At 69.6% G+C, this 18,638-nt stretch carries 9 protein-coding genes; all 9 read left to right on the forward strand.

What is annotated here, in order from left to right; genetic code table 11:
- The first annotated feature begins 166 nt into the window (after positions 1 to 166).
- The 9 genes from P2L57_RS17300 to P2L57_RS17340 all read left to right on the forward strand — a co-directional run bounded on the left by P2L57_RS17300 (position 167) and on the right by P2L57_RS17340 (position 18,601).
- Positions 167 to 1,441 carry a sensor histidine kinase gene (locus P2L57_RS17300; protein ID WP_275815379.1) on the forward strand — a complete coding sequence of 425 codons (1,275 nt, stop codon included), beginning with the start codon at positions 167 to 169 and terminating at the stop codon, positions 1,439 to 1,441.
- Positions 1,429 to 2,088, forward strand: coding sequence for a response regulator transcription factor (locus P2L57_RS17305; RefSeq protein ID WP_275815381.1), 660 nt, complete (start codon positions 1,429 to 1,431; stop codon positions 2,086 to 2,088). Before P2L57_RS17300 ends, P2L57_RS17305 begins: the two co-directional genes overlap by 13 nt.
- Positions 2,089 to 2,242: 154 nt before the next feature.
- Positions 2,243 to 3,475, forward strand: coding sequence for a serine hydrolase domain-containing protein (locus tag P2L57_RS17310; RefSeq protein ID WP_275815383.1), 1,233 nt, complete (start codon positions 2,243 to 2,245; stop codon positions 3,473 to 3,475).
- Between the two features lie 100 nt (positions 3,476 to 3,575).
- Positions 3,576 to 4,586 (forward strand): CPBP family intramembrane glutamic endopeptidase, encoded by a 1,011-nt coding sequence (locus P2L57_RS17315; protein WP_275815385.1) that lies wholly within the window; start codon positions 3,576 to 3,578, stop codon positions 4,584 to 4,586.
- Between the two features lie 542 nt (positions 4,587 to 5,128).
- Positions 5,129 to 6,568, forward strand: a complete 1,440-nt coding sequence (locus P2L57_RS17320; RefSeq protein ID WP_275815387.1) for a hypothetical protein — start codon at positions 5,129 to 5,131, stop codon at positions 6,566 to 6,568.
- Between the two features lie 16 nt (positions 6,569 to 6,584).
- A complete protein-coding gene (locus P2L57_RS17325) occupies positions 6,585 to 11,279 on the forward strand; it encodes a DUF6603 domain-containing protein (RefSeq protein WP_275815389.1) in 4,695 nt (1,564 codons plus the stop codon).
- 28 nt (positions 11,280 to 11,307) lie between these two features.
- Positions 11,308 to 13,572: a hypothetical protein gene (locus P2L57_RS17330; RefSeq protein WP_275815391.1), complete on the forward strand. Its 2,265-nt coding sequence runs from the start codon at positions 11,308 to 11,310 to the stop codon at positions 13,570 to 13,572.
- Positions 13,569 to 17,456 (forward strand): hypothetical protein, encoded by a 3,888-nt coding sequence (locus tag P2L57_RS17335; protein WP_275815393.1) that lies wholly within the window; start codon positions 13,569 to 13,571, stop codon positions 17,454 to 17,456. The genes P2L57_RS17330 and P2L57_RS17335 overlap by 4 nt, the downstream gene beginning before the upstream one ends.
- Positions 17,453 to 18,601, forward strand: coding sequence for a hypothetical protein (locus P2L57_RS17340; RefSeq protein WP_275815395.1), 1,149 nt, complete (start codon positions 17,453 to 17,455; stop codon positions 18,599 to 18,601). Before P2L57_RS17335 ends, P2L57_RS17340 begins: the two co-directional genes overlap by 4 nt.
- Positions 18,602 to 18,638: the final 37 nt, after the last annotated feature.

Raw genomic sequence — 18,638 nt, forward strand, 5'->3', positions numbered from 1 at the left:
GATCGGGCTGTCGTCCCCGACGCTAAGGACCGGCACCCCTCCCGGCCGATCCGGCAGACCACCCTGTCGGAGGTACAGCAGGCTGTACTCCTCGGCCCCGCGGCTGACGGTGAACCGGCATGCGGCATAGGGTCGTTCGCGAAGACCCGCGGGGGAGGGAGGGCGGATGGCGGTCCACCAGGACGCGGCGGCCAGTGACCGGCAGGTGGGTTTCAAGGAAACCGTCGTACGGGCCCTGCGCGCCGCGGGCGCCGCGATAGGACAGCTCGCCTCCGGGCTCGGTACGGCCCCGCTCGCCCTGCTCGTGCTGCTCTGGCTGGCCGTCGCCGCCGCGACGAGTCCCGCCGGGGTCGGGCTGCTCATGACGCCCGCGCTCCTGCGCGCGCTGCACGCTTTGGCCGGCCGCGAGCGCGACCGGCTCGCCCGCTGGGGTCCCGAGGTCGTTGCCCCGAAACCTCCGCCGACGCACCTGCGGCTCGCACTCGTCGACCCCACCACGCGACGGGAGCTGCGCTGGCTGGTCCGGCACGCCACCCTCGGGCTCCTGATGGGCCTGGTCGGCGTCCTGCTACCGCTGTTCGCGGTCCGCGACGGCCTCTTCCCGCTGTACTGGAGGCTGGCGCCCATGGACGCGACCGCAACGTCCCTGGGGTTCGGCACCGCGCACTCCTGGGCGGACGCCATCGCCGTGGCCCTGCTGGGCGTTGGCTGGATCGCCATCGTCCTGGGGCTGACCCCCGGCATGGCGCGCCTGCAGGCCCGGCCGGGACGGCGACTCCTGGTGGCCGGCCCGGAAACGGACCTGTCCCTGCGCGTCGCCGAGCTCACCGCCACGCGCGCGGCGGCCCTGGACGCCCACGCCACCGAACTGCGCCGCATCGAGCGCTCCCTGCACGACGGCACCCAGAACCGGCTCGTCTCCGTCACCGTCCTGCTCGGAGCCGCCCGCCGCATGGTGGCCCGCGACCCCGACGGCGCCGGCGAACTCCTCGAACGCGCGCAGTCCGCCGCCGAGCAGGCGCTGGCCGAGCTGCGTACAGTCGCGCGCGGCATCCTGCCGCCGGTGCTGGACGACCGGGGCCTGGCCGGCGCGCTGTCCGGGCTGGCAGCGAACTGCGCGGTGGCCTGCCGGATCGATGTGGACGTACCCGAGCGGTGCGCCGCCTCCGTCGAGGCGACCGCCTACTTCGTCGTGGCCGAAGCCCTGACCAACATCGCCAAGCACAGCGGCGCCGTCCGTGCCACCGTCAGGGCGCGCAGCAACGGCGGCCGTCTGCGTCTGCGCGTCGAGGACGACGGCCGGGGCGGCGCGGACGAGGACGGCGGCTCCGGCCTCACCGGCATCCGCCGCCGGATCGCGGCACACGACGGCAACCTGTCCCTGACCAGCCCGCCCGGCGGCCCGACAACCCTTGAGGTGGATCTTCCATGCGGATCGTGATTGCCGAGGACGACGCGTTGCTGCGCGAGGGGCTCGCCCTGCTGCTGCGCGCCGAGTCCCTCGACGTGGTGGCCACCGCGGGCACCCCCGACGAGGCACTGGACGCCATCGACGCACACAGACCCGACGTCGCCATCCTCGATGTGCGCATGCCCCCGACCCACACCGACGAAGGCATCCGCGCGGCCGTGGAGGCCCGACGCCGCCGGCCCGACCTGGCCGTCCTCGTGCTGTCCGCGTACGTCGAGCAGACCTTCGCCACGGAGTTGCTCACCGGCGGCGTGGGCGGGCTCGGCTATCTGCTCAAGGAACGGGTCGGGCGGGTGGAGGAGTTCCTGGACGCGCTTCGGCGGGTGGCGGCCGGAGGCACCGCCATCGACCCCGAGGTCGTCGCCCAGCTCTTCACCCGGTCCCGCCAGGACACCCGGCTGGACCGGCTCAGCCCCCGCGAACAGGACGTACTCGCCCTGATGGCCGAGGGGTTGGGCAACAGCGCCATCGCCCAACGGCTCGTCGTCACCGACGGCGCGGTCCACAAGCACATCCGCAGCATCTTCGCCAAGCTGGACCTGTCCCCGACCGACCAGGTGGACCGGCGCGTCGCGGCCGTCCTCCACTACCTGGACGACGTCCGCCGCCTGTCCTGACGTGGCGCCAGACGTCGCTGGAGAGGCGGGAGGTACAGCAGGCTGTACCTCCCCTTGGCCAGTTGGCATCATCGTGCCGACGCGGACCCGTTCCTACGCTGGTGAGCACACCGAGATGTGGTGTGACTACCAACTTCCCCGAGGGACCGCATCCATGAACACGGCCGTTCGAACCTCCCGCCTCGCAGCCACTGCCCTCGTCGCAGCCGTCACCGGCATCGGACTGCTGGCGCCCACCGCCAACGCGACGGCGTACACCCCGAAGCAGGCGCCGGCGCAAGGGTCGGCGCAGAGGTCGGCGCACGCGCAGAACACACTGCAGGAACAGGTGGACGCGCTCCAGCGCACAGGCACCGTGGGCGCCATCGCCCTGTCGGCCCGCCCTGGCCACCGCACGTTCGCCGCCGCCGGGGTGGCCGACACCACCACCGGGCGGCCCGCCCGGCCCGGCGACCGCTTCCGGGTCGGCAGCATCACCAAGACCTTCGTCTCCACCGTGATGCTCCAACTGGTCGCAGAGGGCCGGGTGTCGCTGGACGACACCGTCGACCACCGGCTGCCCGGCGTGGTGTCCGGCAACGGCAACGACGGCCGCAAGATCACCTTGCGGCAGCTGCTGAACCACACCAGCGGCCTGTTCGACTACACCCGGGACCTCCCGGAGTTCACCAGCGTGGACCGCTTCCAGGCCGACCGGTACACCGCCTGGGCCCCGGACCAGCTGGTGGCCGTCGCGATGCGGCACGCCCCGCACTTCGCACCCGGCACCGCCTGGGAGTACTCCAACACCAACTACATCCTCGCCGGGATAATCATCCAGAAGGTCACCGGGCACACCTGGCAGCACGAGGTGACCCACCGCATCCTCCGGCCGCTCGGGCTGCACGACACCTTCGCCCCGGTCCACTCTCCGCGCATCCCCGGCCCGCACTTGGAGGGCTACTCCGCCTTCGGCGGCCCCGGTCCGGCCATCGATGTCAGCGCGCTCGACCCCAGCGCGGCCGGCTCGGCCGGCGGGATGATCAGCACTACCGCCGACCTGTCCCGGTTCTACTCCGCGCTGCTGGGCGGCCGGCTGCTGCCGCCGGCCCAGCTGGCCGAGATGAAGACGACGGTGCCGGCCCCGACCCTGGACCCGACGATGCCCGACGCACGCTACGGCCTGGGGCTGATCCAGGCGCCGCTGCCCTGCGGCGGGTTCTTCTACGGACACGGCGGCGACATCCCCGGCTATATCGCCATCGCCAGTGTCAGCGCGGACGGCCGACGGACCGCGGTGGTGGAGTCGACGGGCGACGGGTCTCCCGATCTCAGCAGCGAGCAGGCCCGGGTCGACATGCTCGGCCGGCAGATCTGCGCCGCCGACCACAAGCAGTCGCACAAGTAGTCGCAGCCTGGTGGACCTGAGCACCGGCCAGGTCTCCCCCGAGCCCATGCCCCAGTCCATGCCGCGGCGACGCGCCACCGAAGAGAGAGCAGAGACAGTCATGTTGAGGGGCCGAAGCCCACGCCACCGCAAGATCGCCCGTCCAGCAGGAACCGGCACGGCGCCCAGGTCCACCACGACGGCCGCGGTCGGGAACAGCCCGCTCGGCCGGGAGCACCGCCGCCACGAGGCACGCGCGGGCCTGAAGACGTACTTCCTCTACCTGGTCGTCCTGACCGCCCTGTCCGATGCCGGCGCCATCGCCACCGGCAAGGAACTTCCCTGGCTGCTCATGGAGATGTGGTCGCCAGGAGCTGCCGCGATCATCACCCGTGCGGTACGCAGGGAGGGGTTCTCGGATGTCTCATTCCAGCTCCGGTCCCGTGGCACGCTCCGGATGGCCACGCTCGGCGCCCTGTACCCCGTGGCAGTCGCGGTGGTGGCCTACAGCGTGGGGTGGATGACCCACCTGGCTCGCCTGGTCGCTCCCGCGAACGTACTCGGCGTCCACTTCCCCGCGGGCATGCCGGCCGCCGCTCAGGTCACTCTGTCGGTGATCCTGGTGCCCCTCCTCGGCGGGCTGGTCAACATCGTTCCGGTGCTCGGCGAGGAACTGGGGTGGCGCGGCTACATGCTGACCCGGCTCATCGACGCGGAGGTTCCCCGGCCGGTGCTGGTCGGCGGCCTGATCTGGGGCCTGTGGCACATGCCCGTGATCTTCGGCGGCGTCTACCTCGCCAAGGGCGGAGGTCAGGTGGCCGTGGTCGCCTTGCTGTTCCTGCTGTCCATCCTGACGCAGAACCATCTCATGGCCTGGCTGCGGCTGCGTACCGGCAGCATCTGGCCGAGCGTCGCCTACCACGCGACGTGGAACGCCATAATCCAAGGCGCGCTCGACCCCGCCACCAGTGGATCCCACGCCTGGTTGTTCCTCGGCGAACAGGGTGTCGTCCTGCTCGCAGTCAACCTCGCCGGTGTGCGGTTGATCCTTTCTGGCCGCAGAGGGGCAGTACAGATACATGGCCTGACCAGCAGCAACGGTTTTCCGAACGGCACAGGATCAGCTCCATGATCGAGCCAACCTAGGCCACTCTGCCCGGAGTTGGGCCTTGCTCGACAGCGGGCGGGAACGCTTGGCTGCCGCGCAATCGCGCCAGGGGCACCCGTGTGCCGCTGTGCGGAAACGATTTGGCGAACCTCCCGGCCATCGCCGCCGAGCGATCCCGGGAAGCGGGAAAGCGCCTAATGGAGCGCTCCTGACACCGACTTGACGGATGAACGCCGTGGCGCACCATGGCCGAAAAGGCGCTGCCGCCCGTGTACAAGTCGTAATCTTTGGGACTCGCGCCGATCGTGTCCTGATCGCGTCGGCCTGCCATTGCCGCCTTGATACGCTCATGCGGCCGGTGGGGGAAGAGGTTTAGCTTCATCAAGCCCTGGTCGGGCCATGGCGGTTGTCGACGCATGTGGCCCGACCACATTCAGGAGCGTTTCCCTGCGGTGTCCGGCTGGCACCGTCAATTCCGTTTGTGTTCCACACGGTCCAAAACATTCTGGCAACGGCAGAAGGAAAATGATCCGTCCCCGGGGGAGCCCATGCCCAACATACGCGTGATGAACTGGAACATCGAAAAGCTGGGCAAGACCAAGTTGGACGTGAACGGGATGGGCAGAGCCTTGGCGCGCACGGTCGTCGCCGCCGACGTGGACATCCTGCTGGTGTTGGAAGTCGTACCGGATTCGGCGATATATGCCATGGAGCAGTTGTCCCGAGCGCTCAACCTCGCCGAAGGGGCCGCGCGTCCGAACGCCCCCCGGGTCGCTCACCGGTGGCAGGGGTACTTTCTCTCCCCCAAATCGAGCACCGAGTGCTACGGCGTTTTCATCAGGGACCTCGACACCGTTCGTCCGGTGTTCCCAGACACCGCCAAGGGCGACGAAAAGAATCCGCTGCGTGACCTCACGGACGTCAGCTTCAAGATATGGCCGTCGCCGGACTGGACGAATAGCGCCTATCCGATCAGCAGCTCTCCGCCAACGTTTCCGCTCTGTCAGACATATCTGGGTGAAGACGCCGACAGCGACGACTCCGGGGAACGGCCGAACAAGCGTCGTCGCCACAACTTCCCGGGACAGTCCCAGGGCAATGGCGGGTTCGCGCTAGGATTGGGTTATCGACTTCCGGTGCTCACCATGTTCTGCGTGCACACGCGGAGCGCGGAGTATCTCATCCCCATCGTGGCCTGCCACCATGCCGCGGTACGGTCAGGCAGGAACGGCCTCGCGCAATCCCAGATCGAGCGGTTGAAGGAACTGCACATCGCCCAGTTGTTCAACGGGCTCGGGGCGAGCCGGCACATCGATGTCCTGGAGTCCGACAGCCCGCCGAAACATCGTCCGGTGCGGGTCCAAGAACTCTGTTTCACCGGTGACTACAACGTCGACTTCCTCAACAACGGGTCGAATGGCGCCAACGACCTCGCCGCGAAGAACTACCGTGCCTACCTCGCGCTCACCCCAACCCAGCAACAGGGCGGCTCGGCCACGCCGCCGGCGCTACCCGGGGAGGAGCAGAAACCGCCGGACATGACCAGGGGTCCCGTACCGGTTGCCCCACTGCCCGAGCACCATTGCTTTCCGCTGGGCCTTCGCGCTGCGGTCACCACCCAGGCAACCATCCTTCATCACTACAGGCCCAAGCAGCCGCCACCGCCCCCTCCCTACACGTCAGCCGCGTTCGACAACTTCTTCTACGGCGGCACTCGGATGTCCCAGGCCACCATCGCGCACGGAGTCGGGAACATCGACTCCGGTGAGGTGGTGTACGTCCACGAGAACATCGTCCAGCAGGGCGGCGAGGCGGCGGACCGGCTTGTCGACGTCTCCCAAATCGCCGCGCACTATTTCAAGCGAGGGACGAAGAACGCCAAACATGCGCCTGGACTTCTACAGCCTCACAGCGCCGGCACGCCCTTGAACTCCAACGACCGGCTCATCGGAGCGCGGTTCCTGAGCGACCATCTCCCGGTCGTCATACAGTTCGAATGCCCCTGAGTAGGAGTTTTCTTCCGTGGACTTAGCCGAGCTCAAGGGGATCGTCCGCCAGCGACTGCGATCACAACCGTTCACCGTGTCCGGAGCGGTTGTGGAGTCCCCCGCCATCACCACCTTGCTCACCGGGGCTTTCGGAACCGATGGCTGTACGGTCGAAGGTGCGCGGGTCACATCCGACACCGCGTCGGAGATCACGGTGCGCGGTGTGTTGCGCGAGAAGGTCGCCGGACTCACCCAACAGCCCGTCTCCATTACGTTCACCGTCGTCGGCTCCCAGGCCGAAGCGCATATCGAGTTGGCGGAACTGGGAGCGGACTGGCAGCCCTCGACCAGCTTCCCGGTGCTGGGTGGATCGGTACTGGACTCCTTTGAGTTCTCCAGTCCGGTACTCAATCTGGACTCGGACGGGCGCAGTGCACTGCCGCCGGGGTTTCCCGCCTCGCACGGCTACCCCGAGTACTCCGCCGACCTGCGTGCCAGGATGGTTCAGGGAATGAGCCTGCGGGCATCGCTCAAGCCCAAGAGCGGCGGTGAACTGCTCAGTTGGCTGCTCGGCCCGCCGCCCTGGGAGGTCAGCGGTCCCGTCGCGCTTCCGGCGGAGTACCCCAGCATCGTCCTGTCATCCCAGGTGGGCCACAGCGTCCAGTTGGGCGGTATCAAGGTCGGTTACTCCCTCAACCCCGCGACGCTGGCCGTCATTTCCCCGCACACGGAGAAACCTGTCCCCACCAGTGGTCTCCAGTTGGTGGGCGAGTTGAACACCACGCTCAACAGCGGTGCGGTGCGCATTCCCTTCGTGGTCCGGCAGAACTACCTGGACTCCTCACTCACCACCGTGGAGTCGGCCGTGCCACCGGCTACGGGGATCACCGTCGCGCAGATCGCGGAACTGCTCGGCATCACGGACTCCTCCCGGCTCACCTCTCAACTCCCGCAAGGATTCCCCCAGCTGTCCGAGGTCCATCTCGACGGGGTCTCGTTGACCATCGCGCCGCACAACCGCCAGGTGGTCTCCGCGAGCGTGACGGTGCGGTGGCAGCCTGAGACGAGGTACGAGGTTCTGGGCGGCCTGATCTCCTTCAGGTCCCTCGCTTTGACCTTCACCTACCTCGCGGCGCCGGTGGGCGGCACGCCGTGTGTGCTGACCGACGTCACTGCCGAGGCCGCCATCGGCGGCTCCACGCTCACCGCCGGCATCAGCCCTGCGGAAGGAACCTTCTGGTGCGAACTCGGCGCGGATGAGGGTGAATCGGGGGACGTCGTCGATCTCACCGCACTGGTGAAACAGACCGAAACCACTGGATCCGTGCCCATGCCCGCCGTGGTCTGCACCTGGGCGCGGGTCTTCGGTGACGTGGCTACGGGCACATATCGGGTACAGGCCTCTGCGGGCGACTGGAAGTTGAAGTTCTCCACCAGTGAACTGGTGGTCAGCGAGGTGAGCCTGGACATCGCCAAGGACTCCACCGGATTCTCCGGCCAGATCGTCGGCCAACTGGCCATCGCCGGAGTCAGGTTGTTCGGCCGGGCCGAATACCACGGCAAACGTGGCTGGGTATTCCAACTCGGTACCCTGGAGAGCGCGAACATCTCACTGACCGCACTGGCCGCGGAGGCGGCCGGGATGTTCGATCTCCATGTCCCGGCCACGCTGCCAGACCTCACCCTGGACTCCGTCAACGTCACGTTCGACGTCGCCACGGGAGAGTTCACCTTCGCCTGCGGTGCGACCCTCGACCTCCCCAGCGGTACGGCGGCACTGGGCGTGGAGATCACCAAGAACTCCTTCACCGGGCTGCTGTGGATCGGCGACTCCTACTTCGAGATCGACCTGACGAAACAAGGGAAGGACAAGTCCTTCACGGCCACCTGGCAGGCCGCCGATCAGAAAGACGCGCTGAAACTCTCCACCATCATCAGGGAGTTCGGTGCGGACGCCCCGGCGATCCCCTCCCCCTTCGACATCGCGCTGACCTCCGCGACGGTGCGGTACGACGGCACCGACCATGGACTCGCCGTCGCCGCGACCTCCCAGCAGGGGGACGTCGCCTTCGTCACCCTGCCGAAACGGACCACCCCCACCACGATGGAGGCGGCACGGGTGGTGCTGGCCACGGTCCGGCTCGACGCCGGCCTGGCGGACCTTCCGGCGCTGGGACCGCAGATCCCGCCGGACCTGGATCTGCGACTGGCCGGGGTGCGCGTGGTGGCGGCCTCCCGTGCCCTCACCACCGACGCGGACGTCAAACGCGTCAACGCCATGCTGGCGTCCGTCGCCTCGTCGAACCCGACACTGCGGCTTCCGGCGGACGGCATGACCGGCAAGACGCTCCTCGGGCTGGCGGTGGTGATCCGCGGCGAAACCCTGGTGCTGGGCGCCCCCGACGGGGCCGGCCCGAAGAACCTCGCGCTGCCACCCGCCGCGCCCGGCACCACGGCGACGGGTCAGCGACCGGGGCTCGGCCCATCAGCGACCGGGGAGCGGCCGCGGTCAGGCTCCGGCGAACCGGCCCGCGCCGAGGAAGGCACCGCGGGCACGCTCTGGCACCAGGTCGACCTCGCCCTCGGGCCGGTGCGTCTCGACCGCCTCGGAGTCCGGTACGACCAAGGAACCGTCTGGCTGTTGGTGGACGCCGGGGTGGACATCGGCGGGCTGGTCCTGTCCGGCCGCGGTCTGGGACTGGGCATCCCGCTGGCTGACCCCCAGCACATCACGCCCTGTCTGGAGGGGCTCGGTGTCGCCTGGGCGCGCCCGCCGCTGGAACTGTCCGGAGCCTTCGTCAACGAGCGGAACCCCGACTACCTGGTGAAGGCCGTCGGCGCCGCCGTGCTCACGGCGCCGACGCTCAGTGTCAGCGCCGTCGGGGGGTACGCCCAGCGGGTCGGTCAGCAGCCCTCGCTCTTCGTCTTCGGCCAGCTCGGCTTCGCCGAGGGGCAGGGCCTCGGGCCGCCGCCGTTCCGCATCACCGGCGCCGCCGCCGGTTTTGGCTACAACACCAGCGTCCGCTCGCCGGACATCACCGAGGTGGACGTCTTCCCGTTCATGCCCGCGGAGAAGGGCGGCGGGACGGATGCGATGGCCCTGCTGGACTCGTTGACGAAGGGCACCGGCGGCGGCAAGCCATGGCTCAGCGAAGCGCCGGGACGGGTGTGGCTGGCGGCCGGTCTGCGCTTCGACTCGTTCCAGTTCGTGCACTGTCGCGCGCTGGCCCTGGGTGAGTTCAGCCTCGAAGGCGACCGGGAGTTCACCCTCGCCCTCCTCGGCCACGCGTCCGCCGACTTCCCGTTACGCACCACCGGCGCCGCCCGCTACGCGCACGTCGGTCTCACACTCGCCGCCTCATACACGTCCTACGAGGACGCGCTGAGGGTGAAGGCACGCATCCAGCCGGGTTCCTATCTGGTCCACCCGTCCTGCAAGTTGAGCGGGGACGCGGCCTTCGCGCTCTGGTTCGGCCGCAGTCCGCACGCCGGGGACTTCGTGCTGACCGTCGGCGGATACCATCCACGGTTCGTCCGACCCGCCCACTACCCCGCGGCGGACCGGCTGCGTCTGGAGTGGGACTGGGGCCCGGTGTCGTTGCGCGGCGCCTGCTACGCGGCGCTCACACCGTCCGCGTTCATGGTGGGCGCCGAACTCCAGCTGGCCTTCCACGAGGGGCCGATCAGCGCGTGGTGCCGCGCGGTGTTGGACGCGCTGGTCCAGTGGGACCCGTTCCAGTTCCGGGTCGGTCTCTCGGTGCGCATCGGTGTGCACATCGACATCCTCATTCCCATCAACGCCGAGATCGGCGTCGACCTGGATCTGTGGGGGCCGCCCACCGGCGGAATCGCCCATGTGCACGTGGTGTTCGGGTGGACCTTCGACATCCGATTCGGTGAGGATCCGCCGGCGGCGCCGAAACGGCTCGGCTGGGACGACTTCGTCGCCCGTATGCTGCCCGGTCCCGTGGTGCAGGTCGTGGTGGAGTCCGGGCGGCTTCCGGCGCGGCCCGCCAACGGGACGGAAGAACAGCGAGACGAGATCTGCGAGATGTCCCGGGAAGGCTTCACCGCGCTCACCCGGTCCACGGTCCCCGCCGAGAAGGTACGGATCGTCACACCATCCACCCCGGACGGCAGGGCACCGGCCAACGCCCAGGACGGCAAGGCCATCGCCGTCCGCCCGGTCGGGGCGGACCGGGCGAGCTCCGTGCACAAGATCACGGTCAGCCACGACGGACAGGTCATCGACCCGGAAGCGGCCCCCTACCGCTGGACGGTGGTCCCGCAGCAGGGCAAGGTGCCGCTCGCCCTGTGGGGAGCCCCGCTCGCCTCGGCCGACAACTCCCCGCCCATGCCCGACGCGAGGAAGCCGGAGCTGGTCGACGCCGTGACGGGCACGCGGATCACCGCGCCGCGGCCTGAACCGGCTCCCGACCCGGTGGCGGCCACCGAGAAGGCGATCAGCTGGGAGTGCGAGCAGGACGCCGAGACCCCGCTTCCCTCCGCCGGTCAGGCCGGGCCCGCTCCCACCCGCCCGTACCCCCGCTCCACCCTCGCCACCGAGCTGACCACCACGGATCGCCAGGTCTTCGCGGAGGGTCTGCACACCTGCGGGGTGGCGCTGCCCCCGGGGGGCTCCCTCACCGACTCGTTGCGGGAGTACACCCAACACCTCCACTCCTACCTGCGCGCCGACCCGATGGCGCAGCTCACCGAGGCGTCATGAGTGCCGTCCGCCATGTGAAGGGAATGCTGTGATTCCCAACCGAACCCTGTCCCTGCACGACTACTGGAACGGCGTACCCGCGGGCGAGTACACCATCACGGTGGAGCAATCGGTCAGCGGCACCGTCGACGCCCACTCCTTCGGAAAGTCCTTCTCGGACACCCGCACCCTTCAGGTCCGCGGGCCGCGGTTCGCGCTCACCTCGGAGTTGGTGTACGCGACCTACCCGGTCCCCGGCTCCACCGGTCAGTACGGCAACGACCTGCCACACCTGGTGCTCTCCCGCGCCGTGCTGCCATGGGAGCGCATACTGGACGCGTCGGAGCCCACCGTGCCGTGGCTCGCGCTGCTGCTGCTCGACGAGAACGAGCTGCCCGTCGACGCGGCCTCGGGCCGTGGCGACCAGACCCGTCCGGTGAGCGAACTGCTCCCTGGCTCCAGCCACGTTCAGCCGGCGAAGACCCTGGTACCCGAGCTCGCCGCGGAGAAGGACCCGGCCGGACCCGCCACCTGCCGGACGATCGACATCCCGGTAGGCGTCTTCACCGACGTCATGCCCCGCTTCACCGAGTTGCGCGACCTCTGCCACGTACGGCGGGTGGCCGGAGCGGGCGGCGGCGACTACGCGGTGGTGCTCAGCAACCGCCTGCCGCGCGGCGATGCCCGTTACACCGCCCACCTGGTGTCGCTGGAGGGATTCGGCAAGGACCAGCTCTCCGGCAGGGTTCCGTTGTCGCTGCCGGACCAGAGCCAGGCGGAGAAGGTACGGATGGTCTCACTGTGGTCCTGGTCCTTCACCAGCAGCGCACGTGCCAAGCCAAGTTTCCTGGCGGTGGCGAAGAACCTGGCCGACCGCAGCAAGGGGAAGCTCCCGCTGCGCCTGCCCGACACCTCGACGGGCGACGGCTCCGTGGCGAAGCGACTGTGGAACGGATATGTTCCGGTCGGCCACCAACTGCCCACGGGCGAGCGCAGCTTCGCCTGGTACCGCGGGCCGTTCACGCCCGTGGTACCGCAGGCGCTGCCCGCCGGGGAGAAGGCACTGGCGTCCGAAGCGGCGGCGCTGATCTACTCCGTGGGCCACGGGGTGTTCGACGTCAGCTACGCCTCCGCGTTCGCCCTGGGAAAGACCATTGCGCTGGCCAACACCGACCTGGCGAAGTCACTGGGCGAGCTGCGCCAGCAGGGAATGCGAGCCGCCCAGGAGTTCGCCAAGCGGCTGGGGCAAGGGCTCTCCATGGACACGGGTGTCGGGGAGCGCCACCGGACGAAGCGCCAGATCGACGCCGTACCGGCCGATCCGTTGGCGGGCGTCGGCACGATCACCCGGTCCGCGTTCGAGCGGCTGGCCGGGGCCACCAACCTGCTGGCGGAGGGGCCGGAGACGCCCGGGGAACACCCCGCGCGATCGCGCCCGATCGGCGCGGTGGGCGCCGCACCGGCCGAGGGCACCGATCCACTGGCGCCGCTGCTGTCCTCCTCGGCCGGCGGCGCGGACGGCTCCCCTGCGCTACGCGCGGTGCGCCACACGGTGGCCCGGCACGCCCAGCGGATCGCCAAGGCTGGTCTGGACCCTGACAAGCTCCTGACGGCCGTGCCGTTTGACCATCTCGTGCCCAACGCGGACCTGCTGCCTCCGGAAAGCGTGCGCTTCTTCCACGTCGACCCGGAGTGGGTCAAGGCGCTGACCGCGGGCGCCAGCAGCCTCGGCCTCAGCACCACCTTGGACATCCAGTTGCACACGGAGCTCAACCAACGGGTGCTGGCGACCACCGCGTTGCCCGCCGCGGGCATGCTGCTGCGGTCGACGTTGTACCGTGACTGGCCCGATCTGCTGGTCCTCGCCCGGCGGAACACCTCCGGCGGGAGCGAGGACGTGCTGTTCGGCGCTCCCCGGCCGCTCGCGCCCGATCTGGCGCTGGTCTTCTTCAGCCAGCCGCCCGACACGGTGGTGATCCGACAGCCGCCCCAGGTGCTCCACTTCGGCCTGGACGGTGCCGACTTCATCCAGTTGCGCCATCCCCGCCAGCCAGGCGGGGGCGAGGTGGGCTCGTCCATGGACCGGCGGCTGACCGGTATCGGTGGTCTGCTCCGCGCCCGTCAGGGCGCGGGCGGCCGGGAGGTGCTGGACGTGGAGGCGCTGGCCACCGCACTCCGCGACAAGCTGGCCGAGTCACCGCCGGAATGGGAATCCTCGCAACCTCTTCCGCCCGCCGTGCTCGGCCTGCAACTGCTCAACACTCCGGGTCAGTTGGTGCTCGGCACCGCCCTGAAGGACGGTGCGGAGTCATGAGCACAGCGACCGACATCTTCGAGGAAGGGAACGGCAGCGGGATGACGGACACCTCGCAGTCGCTGATCGTGCCGGTGGAGGTGGCGGCGTTGGCGGTCACCGGCCAGATGACCGTCTCCTCGATGTTCCGCCGCTGGGTACCGAAGTTCTTCAAGCGCAAACCACGGCAGAGTCCGGAGCCGGACCCCTCCGCCGCCAGCGACCTGGGACAGCCCCAGGACCGTGGCGTCTATCTGCACTGGCTCCTTCCACCGGCGCTGGTGCGCGGCCGGGTGGATCTCAGTACGGGACAGGGCACTGAAGCCGACATCGCCTTTCCCACCATCCCCAACCGGTGGCTGGTGGTGCGTCACTTCCGCCCGACCGCCGAATCCGGGAAGCCGCTGCCCAAGGCGGCCGGATGGCTGATCCGCAGCGACTTCCTCGACCCGAGAAAGGGAACCTCGCCCTACCTGCACAACGGCGAGTCGACCAAGATCGGTGCCAGCATCGACCTTGAGAACGGTTCCTGGAGCGAACCGCTGGCCCCGCGGCCGCAGTTCCTCACCGCCGCGGGTCCCGGCCTGCCGGACTTCACCTCCTTCCAGCCCTACAACGCCAATGTGCTCTCCTTCCACGACCAGTTGCCGGACGGCCTGATCGACACCGCGGGAACCATCAGCTACCTCGTGGCCGGCTGGTACTCGGACGCCGACGAAGACCCGCTCTGCGCCCGGCAGATCGAGAAGCTCCTGACTTTCCGCGGTGAGGCGGCCCACCACACCACGGAACAGTCACGCTTCGAGGCCGCGTTGCACGCTCTGGGGTGGCGGTGCGCCGACGGCACCCGGGCCGTCCACCGATCGCTCTACGTGGGCACCACGCTGGGCCTGGCGTGGCAGGTGGACGCCACGCCCGACTCCGACCTGCCGATGTTCCCGATGCGCGACATGCGGGTCGCGGTGGGCAACGGAGCGACCGACGCGCGCACCGCGCTGCTGGAGGAGACCGCCACACCACGTGACCGTCTGCTGCTCGAGGCGTTCGAGTACGGAGTGCTCGACGAACTCGACGACGCCTTGGTCGACGGCGGCCGTGACATCCTCGACGCCGCCGCCCACCGCACCTGGTTCTCGCCGACGCCTGCCGGCTTCACCTGGCAAATCGTGGATTGCCCACCGGCACACGGCGAACAGGAACCGGCCCGCAAGCCGCGACCTGACGAGGAGGTCATGGCCGAACGTGCCTGGCTGGCCCGGCTCAACCGGGACCAAAGGGCGTTCGACGACGCGATGCGCGACCTCGCCGCGCTGCGCGGCCGACTCTACGGCCTGTGGTGGTCATCCGGGCTCGAGGCGGCGCCCGACGACTTCAGGACCGACTGCGCCACGCAGCTCGACCCCGCCAGGGACGGTCTGGCCAAGCGGGTGAAGTCCCAGTGGGAAGCCTGCTTCGGCGCGGACGGCGCGCGCGCGAAGATCCCGTACGGCGACACGCCGAGCGCACTGCGGGCGAGCATCGAGGAGTACCGCGAACAGCACAAGCTCTCCACGGGCAGACCGCTGGCCGCCGACCGCGAGCTGAAACGGGTACCGGCCGCCCCCTACCAGCGGCCAACCGACCCGGTGGTGCTGATCAACGGGCCCGGCGCAAGGATGGAACCGCCGCGCACCACCCCGCTCGACTGCCGCACCCCCGCCCAACTGCTCGCCGGCGTCGCGCTGGAGGAGGGCATCCCCACCACACCGAGCCGGATTCCGCCCGCCCCAGCACACCTGGCCGATGTGACCGGGGCACTGCCCTGGGCGCCCATGGCCGATGTCCTGGCGGAGTTCGCGGTGCTCGAGGAGGCCGCGCGGCTGGTGTGGCCCAGTGGTAGCCCCGAGCAACGGCCCCGCGGACCACTCGATCAGATCTCGTACCAGGGGAAGAGCCTCAGGATCCACGACCGTGCCGGGAAGGACGGCGTCTGGCCGGAGTTCACCGAACTGTGGCGGCAGCCATGGCGGCCGCTCTACCTGCTGTGGCAAGTCAGCTGCCATCCGCTGCCGTACCTCACCGGCAGCGAGGAGTCCGCGGTGGCCAACTGGACGTTCGACGGCCGACGGCACCGGTGGTCCGGTACGGGCAATCTGAAGGACCAGTCCATCAGGGGCCGGGCCAGGCTCTCCCCACTACCGGGTTTCGCGCTGCGCGGACGAGTCGAGGAGTACATCAACAGGTACGGCGATGAGTACGCCGACACACTGCGGCGACAGGCCGACTCGGAGCAGAACCGGAACCAGATCTCACAGACCCTGGACGGCATCAACGCCTGGCTGGCGCAACGGGTTCCGGCACACCACTTCGACCCCTTGGACGGCCCGGGCAGGACGCTGCTGGCCACTGAGCCGGTGGTGCCCAACCCCGCCGTTGACGAGGAGCTGCGCCACTTCGACCCGGTTCGATCGGCTCAACTCATCTTCGCCGACCTGACGTTGGTCGACCAGTTCGGCCAGACCTGCCGACTGGTCAACCCAAACGTCCCGGCCGAACGGCGGCTGTTGAGGGCGCCCAGCGTGACGCCCGATCCCGACCCCGATCACCCAGACGAACCGCTGGTCGCCAACGCGTCGGAGGCCGGGTACCGTGACCGGTTCGTCCAACTGCCACCCCGTCTCCACCAACCGGCCCGCACCCGCCTTGAGTGGCTCTCCGGACGCGACGACGACCATCCCGTCTCCGTGGACGCCCTACCGGTCGACCCAGATCACACCCCCGTGTGCGGCTGGCTGGTGCCCAATGCCCGAGAGGGCACGCTACTGGTGTACGGCGGGAAGGGCGAAGGCCTGGGCGAGCTGCACATCGCCGGGGAGCAGGGCAAGGAGCGGGTGGAGTGGATTCCGCTGCCCGGCTCTCCCTGGCTGACGCGCCAGACGGTCCTGGCTGACTCCGACACGTTCACCACGGCCCATCCGCATCTCGGCGGGCTGGTGCGGGAACTGCTCGAAGAGCCGCCGAAACCGGTGGATCCGACACCGGCCGCACTCACCCGGGGACCGGCCGCCTTCCGGGATCTGCTCGCCGTGATCGACCGCGCCTTGCACGCCATCGCCCCCGCGGCCCAACACACCGAGCCGCACTGGTCGTTGCTGGTCGGACGCCCCCTGGCGCTCGTGCGGGCTCGGGTACGCATCGAGCTGGCTGGTCCCCCCGCACCTGCGCCCACCTGGTCGCGCCTGCTGAGCGGCCCGCTGGCGGACGACGGCAACCCGCTGCGGTCGATCCGCTGGCCGGTGCGGCTGGGTGATCCCTTCCGGGCCGGTGACGGTCTGGTCGGCTACTTCACCGCCGACCCCGCCGCGTCGACCGCCAAGTCGACCCCGTACCACCGGATGTACACCGCGTACCGTCCACCGCGGCCGGAATCGACCTACCCGCTGCCGATCGACGCCGCGGCCGACCCGCGGGTACTGGCCGCACACACACCGGACAGCTCGGCCCCCGCGTCCGCCAACGCCGCCGCCTGGCTGACGCTGCTGGTCGATCCGTGGGCGACCGTCCACGCGCACACCGGCATCCTCCCGGTGATCAGCGCCGCACTGCCAGAACCGTATGTGCGCGGCCCGCTGTCCTCGCTGACGCCGAGCCTGCGGACGGGACCGCTGCTGGCGAGCGTGGTGCCAGGGACCGCCGTACCCGGTGCCACCGCGCCGTCGGATCCCACGGTCGCGCTGCCCCGCTCTACCGCCTGGCAAGCCACCTGGTCCTGGTCGGAGCGGAGTGCGGCGGGTACGGGCACCGGCTCCTGGTCGGAGCTCGCGCTGTCGAACACCAGCACCGGTGTCCACCCGCCGCAAAGCGTCCCGGTGGCCCGCACCGGGTTCCTCACCCTCACCCCCGACCCGCGAGGAAAGACATCATGACCCAGACCGCGCCCCCCGACGCGCCCGTGTGCACCCTGGACACCTCCACCGGAGGGCTGGTGCACATCGGCGCCGCCCACGCCGCTGAGGAGAGCGCACTGCGCCTGGCGGTGAACAACCCCACCGGGCGCCCTCTGCGCTGCGAGCGGGTGACCCTTACCCTGCCGGTCGGCACGGGGCCTGAGGATCTGAGCAGCGATCCCAGTACGCTGCGCCTGGCCTCGGAGACGGAGGAGTGGCAGCTCGACCGGGTCGCGTCGGACCGGTTCGAACTCGTACCGAGCGGTCCAGCGGAAGCAGTCGAACTGGCCGCGGGAGAGACCCGAACCCTGCTCCTGAGCGGGTTGCGCCCGAACGCCAGGCCCGGCACCTCCGCGGTGCGCACCGCCGTGCGCTGGGCGACGTCGCCGGGGACGTTCTCCGAATCCACCAAGGACGTGTTCAACCTCGTCAAGAGCGAGGAGTCCGATCTCATCAAGGACTTCACCGCGTCTGCCACCAGCGTCCAGAACGGCGACGCCGTCAAGATCAGATGGAAGGGCCGCCCCAAGGACGGACGGCCCGTCTACCGCCTCTACTTCGACAACACGGAGATCAAGGCGGACGACGACAAGTACATGGACAAGGAGGGCAACGGCAGTTACACCACCCCCGGGTTGACCAGGACCACGGCCTTCATGCTGCTCGTCAAGACCAAGGACGCCGACTACGGAAGCACCCTCGCCGTGACGGTGCGTGAACCCGACCTGGTCGTCGGCGAGTTGACCAGCAACGGTGTGGTGAAGCTGCTCGGCGAGCCGAAGACCCTGCACTCCGCGACCTCCGCCACCACGCCGTACACTGCCACCCACACCGCGACGACCGATGGCCTGATCGCCGGGCGCGTGGAGTGCGAGGAGGACGGCAGGCCCGCGGACTTCACCGCCATCGTCACCGCTCCGCTCGCCCCCAAGCCGGCCTCCTCCACCAGCACCAGTCACACCACCACCGCGTGCGCCCGGGTGGCCAAGTCCCCCGAGAACGTTCTGGTTCCGGTGCCGAAAGGCGCCACCGTGGAGGTGTCGGTGCGGGCCGAAGCCGGCAGCTACACCACCCAGCTCACCTGGTTCCCCATGGGCATCGGTGACCTCGCCGAAAGAGCCTGACCCCACCGGCACACGCGGCCGGGTCCCACCCCGGTCC

It is taken from the genome of Streptantibioticus ferralitis, assembly GCF_029223525.1.
In the GTDB taxonomy this organism is placed as follows: Bacteria; Actinomycetota; Actinomycetes; order Streptomycetales; family Streptomycetaceae; genus Streptantibioticus_A; species Streptantibioticus_A ferralitis.

What these genes read in the sequence shown, in the direction of transcription:
- P2L57_RS17340 (WP_275815395.1), top strand. Translation starts at nt 17,453, where the DNA reads ATGACCCAGACCGCGCCCCCCGACGCGCCCGTGTGCACCCTGGACACC.
- P2L57_RS17315 (WP_275815385.1), top strand. Translation starts at nt 3,576, where the DNA reads ATGTTGAGGGGCCGAAGCCCACGCCACCGCAAGATCGCCCGTCCAGCA.
- P2L57_RS17320 (WP_275815387.1), top strand. Translation starts at nt 5,129, where the DNA reads ATGAACTGGAACATCGAAAAGCTGGGCAAGACCAAGTTGGACGTGAAC.
- P2L57_RS17310 (WP_275815383.1), top strand. Translation starts at nt 2,243, where the DNA reads ATGAACACGGCCGTTCGAACCTCCCGCCTCGCAGCCACTGCCCTCGTC.
- P2L57_RS17305 (WP_275815381.1), top strand. Translation starts at nt 1,429, where the DNA reads ATGCGGATCGTGATTGCCGAGGACGACGCGTTGCTGCGCGAGGGGCTC.
- P2L57_RS17300 (WP_275815379.1), top strand. Translation starts at nt 167, where the DNA reads ATGGCGGTCCACCAGGACGCGGCGGCCAGTGACCGGCAGGTGGGTTTC.
- P2L57_RS17335 (WP_275815393.1), top strand. Translation starts at nt 13,569, where the DNA reads ATGAGCACAGCGACCGACATCTTCGAGGAAGGGAACGGCAGCGGGATG.